General features: G+C 29.8%; 13 protein-coding genes. 4 read left to right on the top strand and 9 right to left on the bottom strand.

The genetic code is table 11. From position 1 onward, the window contains the following. The first annotated feature begins 13 nt into the window (after positions 1 to 13). From B0M43_RS13210 to B0M43_RS13200, 3 genes are all read left to right on the top strand, one after another. A complete protein-coding gene (locus B0M43_RS13210; protein ID WP_078008965.1) occupies positions 14 to 1402 on the top strand; it encodes a S41 family peptidase in 1389 nt (462 codons plus the stop codon). A 653-nt stretch (positions 1403 to 2055) separates the two neighbouring features. Continuing rightward, positions 2056 to 2862: an AraC family transcriptional regulator gene (locus tag B0M43_RS13205; RefSeq protein WP_078008966.1), complete on the top strand. Its 807-nt coding sequence runs from the start codon at positions 2056 to 2058 to the stop codon at positions 2860 to 2862. A gap of 72 nt (positions 2863 to 2934) precedes the next feature. Continuing rightward, positions 2935 to 4341 carry a S41 family peptidase gene (locus B0M43_RS13200; RefSeq protein WP_078008967.1) on the top strand — a complete coding sequence of 469 codons (1407 nt, stop codon included), beginning with the start codon at positions 2935 to 2937 and terminating at the stop codon, positions 4339 to 4341. Between the two features lie 143 nt (positions 4342 to 4484). On the opposite strand, the gene B0M43_RS13195 is transcribed toward B0M43_RS13200, so the two are convergent. Further along, positions 4485 to 4667, bottom strand: a complete 183-nt coding sequence (locus tag B0M43_RS13195; protein ID WP_078008968.1) for a hypothetical protein — start codon at positions 4665 to 4667, stop codon at positions 4485 to 4487. A gap of 92 nt (positions 4668 to 4759) precedes the next feature. Here B0M43_RS13195 and B0M43_RS13190 point away from each other — a divergent pair, with 92 nt between their 5' ends. Next, positions 4760 to 5563 (top strand): glycosyltransferase domain-containing protein, encoded by an 804-nt coding sequence (locus B0M43_RS13190; protein WP_078008969.1) that lies wholly within the window; start codon positions 4760 to 4762, stop codon positions 5561 to 5563. Positions 5564 to 5610: 47 nt separating this feature from the next. Here B0M43_RS13190 and B0M43_RS13185 read toward each other — a convergent pair whose 3' ends face one another. The 8 genes from B0M43_RS13185 to B0M43_RS13145 all read right to left on the bottom strand — a co-directional run bounded on the left by B0M43_RS13185 (position 5611) and on the right by B0M43_RS13145 (position 17641). Continuing rightward, positions 5611 to 6903 (bottom strand): HlyD family secretion protein, encoded by a 1293-nt coding sequence (locus B0M43_RS13185; protein ID WP_078008970.1) that lies wholly within the window; start codon positions 6901 to 6903, stop codon positions 5611 to 5613. A 3-nt stretch (positions 6904 to 6906) separates the two neighbouring features. Then, complete coding sequence (locus tag B0M43_RS13180; RefSeq protein ID WP_078008971.1) at positions 6907 to 9126, bottom strand: peptidase domain-containing ABC transporter; 2220 nt, start codon at positions 9124 to 9126, stop codon at positions 6907 to 6909. A gap of 34 nt (positions 9127 to 9160) precedes the next feature. Next, on the bottom strand, positions 9161 to 10048 hold the full coding sequence (locus B0M43_RS13175; RefSeq protein WP_123921869.1) for a DUF6625 family protein: 888 nt from the start codon (positions 10046 to 10048) through the stop codon (positions 9161 to 9163). Next, positions 10038 to 11258, bottom strand: a complete 1221-nt coding sequence (locus tag B0M43_RS13170) for a DUF6625 family protein (RefSeq protein WP_078008972.1) — start codon at positions 11256 to 11258, stop codon at positions 10038 to 10040. The genes B0M43_RS13175 and B0M43_RS13170 overlap by 11 nt, the downstream gene beginning before the upstream one ends. 23 nt (positions 11259 to 11281) lie before the next feature. After that, positions 11282 to 12172 carry a thiopeptide-type bacteriocin biosynthesis protein gene (locus B0M43_RS13165; protein ID WP_168199939.1) on the bottom strand — a complete coding sequence of 297 codons (891 nt, stop codon included), beginning with the start codon at positions 12170 to 12172 and terminating at the stop codon, positions 11282 to 11284. A 1-nt stretch (position 12173) separates the two neighbouring features. Continuing rightward, entirely contained in the window at positions 12174 to 14417 is a 2244-nt protein-coding gene (locus tag B0M43_RS13160; RefSeq protein ID WP_078008974.1) for a lantibiotic dehydratase family protein, read from the bottom strand. A 15-nt stretch (positions 14418 to 14432) separates the two neighbouring features. After that, positions 14433 to 15668, bottom strand: a complete 1236-nt coding sequence (locus B0M43_RS13155; RefSeq protein WP_078008975.1) for a lanthionine synthetase LanC family protein — start codon at positions 15666 to 15668, stop codon at positions 14433 to 14435. A 320-nt stretch (positions 15669 to 15988) separates the two neighbouring features. Then, positions 15989 to 17641: a S41 family peptidase gene (locus tag B0M43_RS13145; RefSeq protein ID WP_078008976.1), complete on the bottom strand. Its 1653-nt coding sequence runs from the start codon at positions 17639 to 17641 to the stop codon at positions 15989 to 15991. Positions 17642 to 17873: the final 232 nt, after the last annotated feature.

The following is a 17873-nucleotide window of genomic DNA, read 5'->3' as shown; positions in this document are numbered from 1 at the left end:
CAAAAATCAATCCATGGTATACTTAAAAAAAATTCTGGCTTTATGCACATTGCTCGCGGGAATCGCCGGCACCGCCCAACAAAGAAATAAAATCCCAAACAGCTTTTGGCTGCAGGAAGGCTATGGCCGCGCCCTTGCAATAAAAGACTCAAACTACTCCTACTATAACCTCGATAATGTGTCCTGCAAAGCGCTAGTCGAGGGAAACATCACCGACAGGTTTTCTGTTGTTTCCGAAACGGACAATCAACTGGTTTTGAACCCGGGCGGGATTGTTAACTATAATTTTAACCGCGTGGATGCCCTTCCCTCCATTTGTCAGAAATCGGCCGAAAAAAACACCTCAATTGAAAAAAACTTCCAAGTATTCTGGCTCACCTTCAGCGACAACTACGCTTTTTTCAGGGAAAGGAATGTCAACTGGCAACAGGTCTATAGTGATTATCTGCCAAAAGTCAGGAAACTTAAGACTGAGCAGGAATTTGCTTTGTTGCTGCGAGAAATTGTTAGAAAGATCAACGATGGGCACATCCGTCTTGAAATCCCACAGGCATTGATTACAAAAACGAATGTTGCTATCTCAAAACCCGTAAAGTCCAAGCAGGAAGTAATTTCTGATCTTCAGAACGCCTATGTTGACAATGTCAAAACTTACAATGGAGGCGTTCTTCAATGGGGATTTTTGAAGAACGGCAAAACCGGCTACATTTCAGTGACGGACATGAATAATTTTGCGGATTATGTCCCAAAGTTAGATCAGGATTCTAAAGATTTCAGGAAGAAATATGAGGCTATCAGTGATACAAAAACACCGCTGGCCATATTTGAAGATGAATTGCGGGGAGTTGATAGTATTATGAAGATCATCATAGAAGATTTTAAGAGTACGGAAGCTATAGTCATCGACTTGCGTTTCAACGGTGGCGGCTATGAGACAGTCGCCTTGAAATTGCTGGGCTACTTTGTTACAGAACAAAAAGACATACTTTCGGTGAAAGCAAAAACCAAACGTGGTTTTTCAGCAGGCCAGCACTACAATTTGTTGCCGGCCAAAAATCCCTACCGCAAAAAAGTATACCTTTTGACCGGTCATAATACGGCCAGTGCCGCCGAGATATTTGCGCTGGGCACGTTAAGCTATCCAGAAATTATCCGCATTGGTTCGCCCACCGCTGGGATATTCTCAGAATTGCTATGGAAAGAATTGCCCAACGGCTGGGAATTCAGCCTGTCGAATGAGGTTTATTCCGACAGCAAGGGTAAAAGTTATGAAGGGATTGGAATTCCTGTAAAACATGACATGCATTATCCAAAAGACAGGGCCGCATTTTACGATGGTTTTTACAACACTGCGGGTTTTGCCGATAAGGCACTTGAAAAAATATACAGTTTGGAAAAATAGAAATCTGCTAATCCCGAAATGCAACATCTCAAATGAAAAAATAATAATTGTATTGTTTATCATGACAGCTGCCGAAAGTAAAACGCCGGTTGAATGGAATTTTAATTACTTCAAGATAACACAGCCTGTCCATAGGCTATGGTTTTAATTTTAGTTTGCTAAAATTGTATTTTAATTCTATCTGTGCACAACAAAAACACTTCGTAATACACTTTAAATAAATATTTTAAGCACTTTTAAATTTCATTACATAGAGTCAAAATAGGCGCAAGGTGTTCGACTGTGATTTCTGAGAGCCCACACATTATTAAAACCCCAGTATTTACTGAGGTTTTATTTTTATAGTTTGAAGGGGTATTCGAACCTTAACTACATTAGCACAAATTGATTATGAGGCTAGTTATTTTAGATTACCCTGTTGCTTGTACATTAAAGGAAACTTTATATTATTTTAAATGTCGTATTTAATCTCTAACAAATTTTTCGTTCCAATCCCCTTTATTTGTTATTGCTTTTAATCGACAGAACCGCCGGTTTTCTACATTACGAAAAATCCTGTTTTAAAAATAATACTTCCCTATATTTGTTTACAATAAAACGGAAGTTTTTCACAGACTGACGTGAGCTGCAAAACAAACATCCAACAAAGCTTTATGGAACTTGATTTTTTTGTACCGACAAACAAAACCTTACAAAAATACATTGAGGGCGATTATTTTATTTCCCAAAATGAAAATGCAACCCCATTGAATTATTGGACTTTCCCCAATAATTTTTTTATCCTTTCCATTAGCCAAAATACTGAAATTATAATTGAAAAATGTAAATTGATTGTAAAACCAAGTGCACAAGATAACATTGTGGTAAACTATGTTGCCAGTTACACAAAACCAATAGTAGTTTTGTATGAAAAGCCTGTTAATGAAATAACTATTTACTTTAAGCCTTTGGGCATTAGTCAGTTTAGTAAAAATACAGAAATGATTTTTAAAAACAAAAGCGCATCCGACTTCATTCCATTTGCTGATTTTACCTTTAAAATGAAAGAAATACTTCTACTTAAAAATAAAACGGAACAGATTGAAGCGTTGGAAACCTATTGGCTGTCTAAACTATTAAATAGGCAGCAATCCATAATGGAAAGTATTTTGACAGACGTAGAAAACGATTTACGAATTGACGATATTGCGAAGAAGTACAATTTTTCAAGGCAATATTTACATAAATTATTTTTTAAAAGTATTGGAAAATCACCTACAGAGTATCGGAAAATTCATAGGTTTAGAAATTCAATTAATAATCAGCGAAAAACCAAGAATTTAACAGAATTAGCTCACGGCAACTCATTTTACGACCAATCTCATTTTATAAAAGATTTTAAACAGTTTACAAATAATAAGCCCAATTCATTCTTCCAAAATGTAAATACAGCGAAAGAAATTGTTTGGCTTTTAATATAGTGGTTTACATTCTTACAATTTATTGATCGAGGTTTCAAATACTTTTGCAATCTTAATTGTAAAATTGTTTTTATGAAAATCACTATTTATAGCCTCTTACTTTTATTCACTAATTCCCTTTTTGCACAGCAACAAAATTGTAATTGTAATCAGGCTCTCGAAAATTTAATTGTTAAGATAGAAAAAGAATATCCTGGCTTTGCCGACAAAACAGAAGACAAATTTCTATACGAAAAATTTAAGAACAATATCCTCAAGCAAGCGAAGGAAACAACAAATACTGACTGTCCCGGTGTTCTAAAATCATACACTAACTTTTTTAAAGATCCACATTTATGGGTGGGTGCCAATGGTGTTGCGTTTTCAAATCCAGCTTCCAAAAATGAACAACCTCCTGCCATAAACATCGACATTGCAATGTTCGAAAAAACAATCAAAGACAGTAAAGATAAATTGGAGGGTATCTATTCAAATGAAATGTACACATTCGGAGTAAAAAAGACCAACTCAAATGAATACACTGGATTTATTATTAAGTCGAAATATGAACAATGGAAACCTAAGGATATAAAGTTTAGACTATTTCTTAATGGTAAGTTTGTATTTGCGCTATTGGATCGTACTATCAAAACGGGTAGCTACGAAATATTAGATGACTCTATCATTCATTTGGAAGATGTAAGTGTAGTAATGGTAAAAAATGTGCCAGCCCCCGCCCTAAGCAAAGCGCAAATAGATGCAAAGCTAGACGAAATGAATAGCTTTTATTTTAAAAAAATTACACCCAAGACTGCACTTTTAAAATTACCTAGTTTTGAATATCAACATTTACAAATGATTGATACTTTGATAGAAAACAACAAATTATTGTTAGAAAGTGAAAACCTCATTATTGATCTTAGAGGAAATCCTGGCGGTACCACAGATGCCTACCCAAAACTATTACCGTATATTTCTGGAAAACAGATTAAGCATACGAGAACAGAATTTCTTGCTACTCAAACCTATATCAACAATCTTGAAGCCTATAAAAAAACATTAGACAAAAATTCATCAACAGAAGCAATAGATAATAGTATAAAAAAACTTAAAGAAAATTTAGGGAATTTTGTATCCCTAAGTGAAACAAATTCACCTGATGAGCAAATTCAGACGATAAATGTGGTTCCCAATAGCCCTAAGCGTATTGTTATCTTAGCCAATGGCCTTACCGGAAGCTCAGCAGAATATTTTTTATTTATTGCCAAACAAAGTTATAAAGTAAAAATTTTAGGCAAACCTAGTTATGGCGCTCTTGATTATGGAAATGCATATTTGGTTGATCTAGCTTGTTCTGGTTATCAGGTTTTCTTACCTACCTATCGTGTATCGCGAGTGTCCGACTACCCTATTGACAACATTGGCATCCAGCCAGATATTTACATGGATGCCAATGTGGGCGACTGGGTAAAATATGCAGTTGAGTATTTAGAAGATTGAAAATTTAAAAAAGGGCAAAGTTACAACGTATCTAGATGCGACAGAACCTGAATTTAATAAACTTTTGGAAACATTATATCTTATAATCGCTAGAAAGGTCTTGATTGGAAGTCAAGGCCTTTTATAATTTAAAAAAAATGAATTTATTTAAGTTTCCATGCTAATGTCACCCCAAAAGCAGCAGGACGAATTTTTGCATTTTTATCTGTGCTGTACAATCCATTGGCTTTTGTATCTGCAACTGATGTTGGTTTATAACCTATATAAGACTCATCTTTATCCTGATAATTTACAGTATTGCCAATAGGTTCACAATTTTTTTTCATTATGCAAACATTATGATACGAAATTTAACAGTATATTTAGATCTGAATACATTATAATCCGATTATTAATGAAAATTATATATTAATAAAAAATGAAAGTTATAACAGTAATAAATGACATTCACGATATAAATTTTAATTTATTAAAGCTTTCATGCTTTGTAAATGGATTAAAATTAATAACACTGGTTGCAAACAATGATTTTAGTACAAGAAGAATTAAAGATTATCTTTTACTTGATTATCTATCTGACAAAAACACTGATCTAAATGAAATTATTTTTTTTACAGATGGCACTGATGCTGTATTTTCTGCATCCGAAGATGAAATACTTTCTAAATATTATTCTTTTAATAAAAAAATTGTTTTTTCTGCAGAATTGGGATGTTGGCCTGATGCAAATATGGCATCTGAATATCCGCAAACAGATAGTAAAACACCATATAAATATCTAAATAGTGGCGGTTTTGTTGGTATAGCAAAGGACATAAAAGAACTTCTTGAAGACAATGATTTTGATTTAGAAAAATTTCCAAGAAGCAATCAGTATTTATGGGCTAAAAGATATTTTAAAAATACCGACAAAATTGCATTAGATCTAAATTGTGAAATTTTTTGTGTCTTTTTTACCGAAGTAGCTGAAGAGTATTTTCCAGGTTTACAAAATAACGGTAATGATATCGACTATTCTTTATATTATGATCATAAAAAAGAGTGGTTCAATGCCAATTTTACTATTAGCGGAACGAGATTAAAAAATAACTTAACTAAAACATTCCCTTGTCATTTGCATTTTAACGGTTTTGCAAAATTTTTAATTGATAATGACATACATGAAATGGTTTATGGAAATATAGAAAAGTACAAACCTGTTGACTATTATACGGAAGATTAATTTAAAAGCTAATAAATCACAGCAATAATTAATATAATTTTTTTCAATTAAGCATTCTTAAATATGCTCCTAAATTGATATAGAAGGCGCTCAATTAATCGTAAATCTTCAGTAACAATTTCTGCTGTTCCCGTCATTTCTTGTTGAAAAATAATCTGCTTGTTATATGAAGTTTCTAACGCTTTTGGCAACAAAATATCGATCAACAAATTGCCGTCTTTATCAGGAACTAATGAAATAGTACGAACTGAACCTTTTAATATTCCAAACTCTTTATCGGGATAGTTAACAAGTCTAATATTTACCTGTTGTCCCATTCTTATTTTTCCTGAATTGAGCGCAGGTGCTTTTATTTTTCCTATGTATCCATTTTCCTGATCAGGAATAATAGCAAACACATCATCTCCAGAATTTACTGTTTGGTTTGCTGCCCAAACTTGAAGAAAACTAACCTTACCGTCTATCGAAGAACGAAAGACATAATTCAATTCCCAATCCTTGATAGCCTTTTTTAATTGGTAAAATGCATGAATCACGTTACGTTCTAAATTAACAATTTCTTTATTTTCATTTATTTGATTGGTTTTCGTGTTTTTAGAAAGTTCATTTAATGAAGATTTTAATGACGAAATAGTACTTAACGTGTTTTTATAATTTTTTTCAACTTGAAGACAGGTTAATTTATGTTGTTCAAATTCCTGATCTGCTATTATTCCTTTTTTAAATAAGCTTTCATATCGTTTTAAGTCATTTTTTTGCAATGAAAGTTCATTTTGGCTGATGTCTTTTTGTGACTCCAACAATTCTAGTCTCTCTCTAAGTTGTATAGCTTCGTAACGCTGAGATTGCGTTTCGATCGCAAAAGGGTGCAACTCAGCATTTAGATTATTAGAAATACTTTCTTTTTGAAATACTGCAAAAAAAGTTTCAATATCACCAAATTGAGCATTTTTAAAAATCGAAAACGGGAATTTTTTTAAAGATTTTTCTGATTGCAATTGTGAAATCACTTTAGAAAGTTGAAATACATCCTTATAATTTGCCGTATTTTCAATTATCGCCAAAGGTGTTCCGGCAATAATTTTTGTTTTGTTTTTAACTAAAATAGCCTCAATTCTCCCAGAGGTCTTTGCTACTAATTTTTCAGGTGGAATATTTGTAGTAATAGTTATTTGAGTATTAATAACATCAGGATATTTTATAAACCAGCTAGAAAAAAACAATAATAATATCACTACAGCAACCACCATGGTTCCACAACGAATAATCCAATGGGGAACTCGCGTAAGTATATCCTGAACTTCCTCGCTACGAAGATTTAAATTGTTAATTTCTTGCATGTTTTATTTACCTAATTCCAACTGATTTTTAACCAATTCATAATAACTTCCCTTTAATTTCACTAGATCCTCGTGATTTCCTATTTCAATTATTTTGCCTTTTTCAATTACCACAATCTGATCAGCATTTATAACCGTGCTGAGTCGATGAGCAATTACTACTACGGTTTTATTTTTGAAGAAAATATCCAGTTTTCGCATTATTTCTTTTTCATTGTTAGCATCTAATGCTGATGTTGCTTCATCAAAAAACAACATCTCAGGATTTTTATAAACTGCCCTTGCAATTAACAAACGTTGTTTTTGACCTGTACTCATGCCCACTCCTTCGGTACCAATTTTCGTATTATACCCCAAAGGTAATCCTGAAATATAATCAATTATATTAGCTACATCAGCAGCATAAATTAATCGTTTTTTATCAACATTTTCTACTCCAATAGCAATATTATTTGCAATTGTATCGTTAAAAATAAATCCTTCCTGCATTACCGAACCCAAATGATTTCTCCATGATTTTTGATTTATGATTTCCAAATCAGTATCTCCTATTAAAATTGATCCGCTATTTGGTTTGTAAAACCTTAGCAACAACTTCATTAAAGTAGTTTTTCCACTTCCACTCGTACCTACAATCGCAGTAATTTTACGCGCAGGAATTATAAGATTTAAATCCTCCAAAACATTCACATCTGATCCAATATAACGATATGATAAATTTTGTATTACTATATCATTATCAACAGGAATTTCATGTACCTGAGTTTCATTTTGCTGAATTTCATCTTCTTTTTCATGAATTTCTGAAAGCCTTGCTAAAGATATTTTAGCATCCTGTAATTCACGAATGAATGCTATAAGCTGAGATACCGGACCATTCAGTCCTCCAACGATGCTACTTATCGCAAGCATCATACCTAATGTAATCTTCCCATCAATGACTAATTTTGCTGATAAAAAAATAATAATTATGTTTTTTAGTTCATTAATAAAATTAGATCCAATGCTTTGTGTTTGTTCTAATACTAATCCTTTCATTGAAACGTTAAATAATCGGGCTTGAAGATGCTCCCACCCCCATCTTTTTTGTCTTTCAGCATTATGTAATTTTATTTCCTGCATTCCATTAATTAGTTCTATCACTTTACTTTGCTCTTGTGATACTGCAGAAAAACGTTTGTAATCCAGTTTTTCTCTTTTTTTAAGAAACAATATTACCCATAAGAAATAAAGAAAGCTACCAACAAAGAAGACAACAAATATTTGTAAATTATAATAAGCCAGTACCCCCCCCATAATTATCATATTAATAATCGAAAACAAAACATTTAGGGAGGATGTAGTCATTATTCGCTCAATACGATGATGATCATTAATACGTTGCATAATATCTCCTGTCAAACGAACATCAAAAAAGGAAATAGGTAAATTCATTAATTTAATAAAAAAATCAGAAATTAAAGAAATTTTAATTCTTGCCGAAAGATGCAACATAATCCAACTTCTGATAAGATCTAAAGCTGTTCTTGCAAAAAACAAAAACAATTGTGCAAAAAGAATCATGTAAATAAATTGAACATTGCCTGTATTAACACCAACATCTACAATACTTTGAGTAAGAAAGGGAAATATAAGTTGTAGGATACTCCCGGCTGCCAATCCAATAATCAATTGAATAATAAAAGATTTATAAGCAAAAAGATAATTAAAAAGTAAGCCAAAACCTAAAGTTTTTCCTTCCTCCTTATCAAACTCTGATTGGTGAAATTTAACCGTTGGTTCCAATAATAAAACAATTCCTTCCTCTGTCATTTCATTGGCATTATTACCAATCCAAAATTTCAGGAATTCTTCTTGCGAATACTCAATAAGACCTATAGCAGGATCTGAAATAGAATATATTCGACTTTTTTTATTTTGAATGCTTAATTTCGAACTAATATTATAAAGAACAACATAATGTTTTTTATTCCAGTGCAAAATACAAGGTAATGGTATCTCCTGCAATTTGTTTAAATCGACTTTTGCACTAATACTTCTAAATCCTATTTTTTCAGCTGCATCGCCTAACATTAATAAATTACTACCATATCTATTGGTTTCCGTGTAATCACGCAAATCCTGAATTTTAAGAATTTTTCCGTAAAATTTTGCAATAATTTTAAGACAGGTTGGCCCGCAATCTTTACTTTCTGTCTGTATATAATTAGGGAATTTAGTCAATTTTATTTGTTTTACTAAAAAGTTAGTACTAGTATTAAGAGTTCAATTTTGCAGCAATTCTCAGGAAAAATAATTTTAAAAAACTGTTTTTATTTACCCCTCTTTTATTAAAATAAAAAACATCTGGTATGGGATAACTTGTTGTTTTTTGTTTGCAAAATTTTTTATATTTAATCAAATCATAAAAAAGACATTCCATTTTATTGGCATAAATAATTGCCCCATTATCCCATCTGATTCTATTTGTCATCATTTGAAATAAATAAAATTCAAAAAGAGGTTTCAGTCTGCCTTCTGCTTCCGCGGCACGAACTATATAAGTCATACTTTGTAAATGTTCAGGAAAGTCAAAGATTGTTACACCTGGTTTATGTAATTCATAAAACAAAAAAGAGCATTCATCAAAACCTAAGTAATTGGATTCGGTAAAAACTTTTTTATAATCCCGACTTTCCATAAACAGTGTTTTAATGAAATCATTATTACGATACAGGCAAAAGGTACCTGTAATAAAATTTTTACTTGCATTGATGATATCATACTCATTTAAAACATCTGAACTTATGAACTCCCTGATATTGCCATAAACCATATCAATATCACCATGTCCCCAAAAATGATATTTTTCAAGTATTTTTTCAAAAAAAAATCCAAATGCCGGTTTCAGGTCACATAATTTGTATGGTTCAGTAAAATTGAGATCAAATCCTAATTTTGCAGAGGCTTCAGCCTTTAATTCATGCAAAGTCTTGTAAATTATAATAACATTGGAAGGTTTATAGGGGATTGGCTCCGTGTTATCAGTAATAATTATAAAATCTATAGTTGGATTATAACTACATGATTTTATAAAATAAGGAAAATACCACGGATACTTACCGTACCAACATGTAAGCAAAGCAATAGAATGTTCAATATTCATCTAATTCTAATTTATTATAGGAAATTCCCAAACCATTATAATTGATAACTCTGAATGATTTTATATTTTTTTTTTCGTTTGATTTATATTCAAAAATGGAATTTATCCCTTTTACAAAAAAAAAGTTTTTAAAAAATATAGAATGATATAATTCATACTCTTTTGAATTTTTAGACTTAAGATAATTAGCGCCATTTTTTCCTTTACTTATAATTATATTATTCTTACTCAAAATATAGTGGTACTCTCCTTCTTCTAACATTGTGAATTTATTTTTGAAAAAATATAAAGACAAAATCTTATCTCCCTTTTTTTTCCAGTTCCACCACAATGGTTTTATAAAATCAGTATAAAAAAAATGCAAATTACTCCATATAGAATTAGTCATCCTATAACTATATTTATCAATATAGAACCTGTCTGGAATTTCATCCCAAATTAAATCGTTTTTTGAAAAAAGGTTATTTTTATAATTTTGAAAATGATAAAGTAAAATTTCAAATTGATCATTATAAGAAAATACACCATTGTCCCATTTCATTTTCCCAGGATTCCCATCACAACCGAGTAAATCAAAATGGATTCTCAAATTTCCAGTTTCTTCTTCTTTTAAAACAACATGTTGCATTGTTTCAATTTCGCATTCCAATTTAAAAATATCTTGCTTTTCAATAATAGTAACCTGTTCAAAATTAGTTTCATCAAACCCAAAATATCTTGCAGTAGTAAAAACCTTCTTATAATCTTTACTTTTTTCGAATAAAGTATTTATATATTCCGTATTTTTAAAAAGCATACAACATGCTGTTATATAATCATTTCTAACACAGATAACATCATAATAAGCAAGGGTTTCCTCATTCATAAATTCCCGGATTCTTCCATAAACTACATCAAGATCGGTAATTCCCCAGAAATCGTAGGTTTCCAGGTATTCTGAAAACAAAGCCCCAAAAGCAGGCTTAAATTCACATAGTTTATACGGAGTTTTTACATTTACTTCAAAACCCAATTTCAGGGTGGCTATTTTATTAAATTGTTCTAATGTAAAAGGGATAATTTTAACATTCTCAGGTATAACTTTATCAAAATTAGTATCAGAAAAAATAAAAAAATCAATAGTTGGATTAGCAGCACAGGATTTAATAAAAAAAGGAAAATACCAAGGAAACGGCCCTAAATAACAATTGACTAACGCGATACTTTGCATATATAATTTATAATCTTGTTTATTTAACTATTCTGTTGTTTCAAATAAGCCTTTCTTGCTGTCGAAGATTTATAATATCTATATAAAAAATCATAAATTACCAATTCGTGCAACCTGTTTTTTGATTTAAATAACCGAACCATTGACATATGGATATAACTGATTAAAAGATTATTTAGATCGGGCATTAATAAATTAGAATTATTATAGTCTAATATTTTATCAACAACAGGTCGAATATTAGTATTAAAATGATCTAAAATTTCAATTATTTTAAAAAACTCAGATTTTGAATTATTATTTAAATTAAGAAGCGAGTCTATTTGGTATCTGTAATTTCTATATTTTAAATCTATTTGCTTATTTACATTTTTATCAATTCCGAATTCCTGACCAAATCCATTTTTAAGTTGTTCAAATAGATTAAGTTTTTTATCTAATGAATATCCAAAGTTATTTAAAAGGTTATCAACCGTTTTTAAAGCAAATAACCATCTCAATTCTTCATCTTCACTTCCTATAATATCGAGTATACTAACTGTTAAAAGGCTATCATGAAAAAACAAAGTTTCTGAAAATTCCATTGTATTTTCCCCATAACGTTCCAATTCCCTTTTATAAGTATCTGACTGTATTTTCCATATTATATCTTCATTCAGTAATTCAGTAAAACGAGGGAGAAATTTATTCATTACACCTCCTATATTGTTTTTATCAAGACAATGAAAACGAATCCTTAAGTGATGTTCCGGATCTCCGTATCTTATAAAAAACCATTTGTCTATAACTTTTTCTTCAATTAAAAGAGTTGCAATAGGATTAATAATTTCAATCAAAATAGTATCTGCTGTCTTTTTTCCTGTGTAAATTTTATAATAAACCCAATTATCTCCAATAATGAAATTTCTCTGCATTTTATTCATTTTTTAATTTAGAACTGTTGTAAAATGATAATACAATCTGATTGGCATAATATTCTTGATTATCTGAACTCCTAACAATTCCTTTTTCGCAAAACAAAAATTCCCTTATTTTGAAATTCTGTTTATTTTTCACAAGTTGCAAAAACATTTTTACAGATAATAAATTATCTGTATTGACCAATAATTGGTTGTCAGATTCAATAAACATTATGTATTTAGGAATTTTTTTATTTTTTTTAAATAATTTAATTTTATCCATAAAAGTTAAATCATCTTCATTTAAATTAAGAAATGGAGCTATGTCTGAATTTCTCAAATTCCAAATTGCTGGAGAAAAAATCAAGTTTTTATATTCTATTCGAGGGATAAAATCATAATCATTAACAAATGGACCTAAATCTATACCAATGCCTGCCCTTTTATTTTGGGTCTGCATATCACATAAAAAGTGATAAATAGGTAAAGAATTTGATGAGTAATTATGAGAATTTGAGAGGTAAGGAAGAACCTCTTTATCGTAAGTAGCTGAGCGTAAATAAATATGTTTTTGATTTTTTATAGAAATATACAAATCCTCTATATTTAATTGATTTTCAATACTCAAATTTGACTTTGCCAAATATGGAATTTCAAAATCCCTAAGCACTGGTCTTAGCAAAACATTGCCTAATCTTGATTCTGGTAAATGGTTTATTTCAGCAAGAATTTTTGTCTTATTCATTCTTTTTTCCAAATCTGTTATTCTCTGGGTATATTCATTAAGAATACTATCACCATGACAGAAACGACCAAAAAGATTTGCGGAACTTGAATTCCCTGCATCCATAATTAAAACTTTTTCCTCACCGTCTATTATTACCAATTCTACCATAGTAGATATAGTGTCTGGTAAGTCCTCCCAGTTTTCCTCCAGCCCTTCAAAATCTTTATCTGTAAGAACTATATTAAAACTATTATCTGAAATAGATTTTAAAAATTTTTTATAAAATATAGAATATGTTTGTGACCATTTTATATCTGTAAATGATTTCAAATCTCTCCCTGAAAAGATGATATCATCTATTAATGGATTATTGTCTAAAAAGTCCTGATTCTGAATATAACCAATTCCTATTTCTACATCTAAAACTTTTGATAACCGGACTTCCCTATCTTCAAATCGTTCATAAAATGCTTCTTTAAAGTTGCTCAAAAAACTTTCTTTTGGAGGTAAGGTAATCTTATTTAAAATAGACATACCCTTTCTGACTGAATCAACAACAGAGTGACTAAGTACATTTGATTTTGTTTTTAAAATAACATCTGTTTGAAAAAGATATTTAATATCAAAATCAGTTCCTAATTTTTTAACCGCATTACTTATTTGAATATAATCATTAGCATTGTTACCAATATTACCATCTAACGCAATTAATTCATTCTCAATATAATTAATTATCTCTAATTGCTCTTGTGTGCCTTCAAGTTTGATTAAAACACTTTTAATATGGTCTAAAAATTCAGGACCAGAAGCTGATGGTTCTAATTCACTAATTAAAATCTGGCTCAATATCAAATCTTCAATAAACTCCGTTACCTCATTTAAAGAATTATCATCATTTACAAGCAAATCAATGATATCTTTCATTAACATTCCTCTTTTTGAAGCCTTTAAAATTTTTTGAAGATAAATTGAATCTTCAACTGCCATTACATGATGATGCCTAACACTATCTACATATTCATACTCAACATAGCGTAATTGATTTCCGGATTTATAAATGCTTGTATTTGGAAAAAATAAAATTTGATTTTTTATATTTTCCTGTTTAACAAGATTTTGTGATAGTCCCACAAGATAATTCATATCAAGTCTGGTATGTCTTGAATGAGTAGAGATATCATCTAATATAATGCTTGTAGTAAAACCCAATTCTCCAACAGCACATCCTGCAAACAAACCGAAAGGGGTACATCTGGATGACATTCTGGAAATATATTTTAGTAAAGAGTATTTTAGTCTATCAATTTTATTATTATCCTCAATTTTATTATCTAACCATTTTTGTAATTCATAAAACAAAATAGGAGTTGCTAAAAAAATAGCCTCTTTTATTTCTGCTTTATTAAATAGCTCTTTCAATTCATCATCAGAAATATTTTGTTTTGATGTCAATTTTTCAAAAAAACTAAAAGATAACAATGGAGCCCTAACAACAAAATTTGGAAATGGACAATAAGTGTTTTCGTTTGTCATTCTAAATCATATTAATTAATTATTTACATCTAATAGAAAAAAATTATCCCAGCCACAATCTTCAAATTCAAGTAAATAATCTATAAGAACCATCCCAATTCCAATTGCCCCGTCTAAAAGTCCTATTGAATTAATATACGTTCCGTCCCCCAAATATTTTTGATATCCCGCAATGCCCTTTTTATTTTCTCCAAAGTTCAAAACATCTGAAATTAATTTTTCATATTCTTTATAAAAATCTTTATTTTTAGAAATCAAGTACCACTTTTTATGAATATATGCTACACTGGAAAGTCCATGACAAAAACAGGCATCAAATTTATCTGAGTTTGAAAAAATTTTTCCAATAGAATTTCTTTCTAAATTTTTATATGCAAGATCAAGTGCTTTTGCCTTTAAAAAATTATCATTTAAAACATCAGAAGCAGTATGCAGACCCAATGAAATTGTCTGATCTCCATAACACCATCCAAGATTAGTACTATAATTTGCATTTAATTTGTTCACCGCAATACTTGGAAACTGAGAAAATTTGCTTTTATCATTACTTTCAAATTCTAAGACAGTACTAACACTTTTTTCCAACACCTCTCGAATTAATATATTTTGAGGAAATTTTTTAAGAAATTTTGAAAAAATAATTATATAAGAAATGTGACCATGTGCCAAGCCGCAGTTTGTCGTGTGAGTATGTTCGTTAAAATCTATTAAATCACTAACGCTTTTTGTATTTTGTATATCCTCTAAAACAATATTGGAAAGTATTTCGAACAATTGAACAACTTTATCTTTAAATATAACATTTGAGTTATCCTCTACTCTTTCAATTAAATAGAGAGCGGCTCCAAAAGCTCCATGTAAAAAATCAATATCCTCAATAGTTTCTGTTTGAGAAATAGAATAATCAACTACATTTTCATCAATGGTAAAAAGAGCATCTTCAATATCAACTAAGGTTTCATGATTTAAAATATTTTGTTTTTTTAAATAATTAAATACATGTGCAACCCCTATTATTCCATTACAATACGATAAAGTTATTTCTGATTCATTAATAATTTGGATGATCCGAAAAATTAAATCATGAATTTTATTTATAAATTGTTTATCGTTGCTTAGTTTAAACTGTAAATAATAAAAAATGGGAAAAGAGCCAATACCATTGCATAGAGATATATCTTTATTGCTTTTTATGTTTTCATCAATATAATTATTAATTGCGTCGATTTTGATTAATATTTCATTCTTCATTTAAATTAATTTGTTGTTTTAATTTTTTAAAAAAAATAATGAGGTTAAATACCTCATTACTTTTTAATAATCAAAAATTCACTATTAAATATCATTAAGTTATCTAGGGGCACAATGATAGCAAGTATTCTGACCATTGTTTTTTGTTTCACAATTTGATTGGTAAGTGTTATCATTAGATGTACACCATCCACAAGTAAAATTATGTTTGGTACTATCAGTATAGCCCCCTTGAATTGCTTTTGCCTGAGCTTTTGTCAAGCTTGAAATTTTCATTTTGTTTAATTTCATAGTTATTATATTTAAGGATTAATATTATTTCACTTTTTTATATATTCTAACGCCTTTTCTAAAACCTCATCTTTACCTTCCTGAATTGCTTTGATTGTCGGAAGAACTTCTATATCTATCTTAACTCCTTTTCGTTGTGTCTCAGTTTCATCAGGATAAAAGACACCTAAACCACTCATTTTTGATTTAAAACCTAAAAACTCAATTTGAGAGACATTACCATCTGCTCCGGCAGTTTGACTTCCTATGGTTTTTACTTTATCAGCAACCTGTAATAACATTGTCGCATATTCTGAAGAACTCTGTGTTTCTTCGTTTACCAGTACAATGACTTTGCCTCCATAATATTTATTTTTCATAGGATCAATTAGATCCATTTTCCAGGTAAATCTTCCAGGATATGACAGGTCTGGTTCAATAAATTTTACGAACTCTTTCCTTGCTTGTATCAATCTTCTTGCAATAACATATGGCGTAAAATTCAAAAATTCCCTATAATCTAAAATAATTGCATTGGTCGATTCCATTTCCAACATCATTTTTTCCACATCTTTCATATGCAAATAAGACATATTAACATATCCAATATTTCCTTCTAATATTTTATATTTTTGCTCAACTTTTCTTTTTTGTTTAAAATCTTTGAAAAGATAGCGCCCGACCATTTTTTGTAGTAAAACTCCATTTCTATTTAAAGATATTTTTACAGAATCTGTTGGACCGTTGAATATTAGCCAATATGCATTTCTTAATTTTGTTTTATAATTTGACCCGCTAATGTATTTTAATTTTTCCTTAAGAATATCGCCTATACTTTTTTCATCAACTTTTTCTACGACATCTCCAATTCTTAAGTCATTTAAAATAGATAAAGAATCATCATAAAATTCTGTTATAACTGCTTTCTCATCAATTATTTTAAATGCTGCTGGTATACACTTCCTTCCAAAAAAAGCATTAATACTATCAGAATAAAAAGTCGCATGAGTGTCATCAAGTTTTACAACGGTTTCCAAAAGAGCCAATTGATATTCGGTTTTATTTTTAGCTTCTTTGAATTTTATAATCATTTCACTCAAAACAGCATTCCAATTTTGATCAGTTTGATATTTATATGGAAAAAAATACTCTACAGTATTCCAATATTTGAATAAACTTAATAATCTTAAATTTTGTTCAGGAAATTCAAAGTCTTTATATTCAGTTTCATTTTTAACTTCAATATTCCCACTGTTGGTCATTGCTACATAATGATTTTTTCCCTGAAATCTGTTCAGTTGAATGTACTTTAATACTTTAGACAAATCAGCAGAAAACATATCATTATCCTGAGTCCATGAAAGGTCAAAGTTCTTATCAAAATATTTTTTTTTAGTTTCAGTATCACAAGATTTGCAAAGCTTGACTTCTCCTAAACTTTTAATCCAATCCAAATAAATTTTAGATAATTCATCTTTACTTTCAGCTTTTTCAACTTTGGGTATAATTGTTAATAATTGGTCGTCCCAATTATAAGTACCATTAGCAACGTTAGGGTGATAGTATTTTAAAAAACCCCACACTTTGCATAATGAAGCTAGTTTCTCAATATCATTTTTTTGTGCTTGTAAAGTGTTTGAGTTCTGACTAAATGCAAAAAAAAAATTATAGCAAAATATCATTATTGTAAGTCTTAGTTTCATAAGAAAAATGTCTGTATTTTTGATTATATATTTAATTTACAAAGCATTCCAAATATAATATTATATTACATTTAACAAGGTTATAAATATAAAAAAACATATAAATTATCATAATTCTTGTTAATTAATGATTCATACAGCAATTATTTAAAATTAAAACACCATTATACGTTTCTATTGAATTATATTTAATGTTTCAGATCTCAAAACGCAACCGATTGTTTCGAATATT

This window comes from Flavobacterium sp. KBS0721 (genome assembly GCF_002007065.3).
Lineage (GTDB): Bacteria > Bacteroidota > Bacteroidia > Flavobacteriales > Flavobacteriaceae > Flavobacterium > Flavobacterium piscis.
Note: the sequence above shows the minus strand (reverse complement) of the source record. Positions and strands in the feature narration are given on the sequence as shown.

Coding starts and splice junctions, on each gene's coding strand:
- B0M43_RS13190 (WP_078008969.1), top strand. CDS start 4,760: ATGAAAGTTATAACAGTAATAAATGACATTCACGATATAAATTTTAAT.
- B0M43_RS13175 (WP_123921869.1), bottom strand. CDS start 10,048: ATGAATATTGAACATTCTATTGCTTTGCTTACATGTTGGTACGGTAAG.
- B0M43_RS13165 (WP_168199939.1), bottom strand. CDS start 12,172: ATGCAGAGAAATTTCATTATTGGAGATAATTGGGTTTATTATAAAATT.
- B0M43_RS13145 (WP_078008976.1), bottom strand. CDS start 17,641: ATGAAACTAAGACTTACAATAATGATATTTTGCTATAATTTTTTTTTT.
- B0M43_RS13155 (WP_078008975.1), bottom strand. CDS start 15,668: ATGAAGAATGAAATATTAATCAAAATCGACGCAATTAATAATTATATT.
- B0M43_RS13210 (WP_078008965.1), top strand. CDS start 14: ATGGTATACTTAAAAAAAATTCTGGCTTTATGCACATTGCTCGCGGGA.
- B0M43_RS13195 (WP_078008968.1), bottom strand. CDS start 4,667: ATGAAAAAAAATTGTGAACCTATTGGCAATACTGTAAATTATCAGGAT.
- B0M43_RS13205 (WP_078008966.1), top strand. CDS start 2,056: ATGGAACTTGATTTTTTTGTACCGACAAACAAAACCTTACAAAAATAC.
- B0M43_RS13160 (WP_078008974.1), bottom strand. CDS start 14,417: ATGACAAACGAAAACACTTATTGTCCATTTCCAAATTTTGTTGTTAGG.
- B0M43_RS13170 (WP_078008972.1), bottom strand. CDS start 11,258: ATGCAAAGTATCGCGTTAGTCAATTGTTATTTAGGGCCGTTTCCTTGG.
- B0M43_RS13200 (WP_078008967.1), top strand. CDS start 2,935: ATGAAAATCACTATTTATAGCCTCTTACTTTTATTCACTAATTCCCTT.
- B0M43_RS13185 (WP_078008970.1), bottom strand. CDS start 6,903: ATGCAAGAAATTAACAATTTAAATCTTCGTAGCGAGGAAGTTCAGGAT.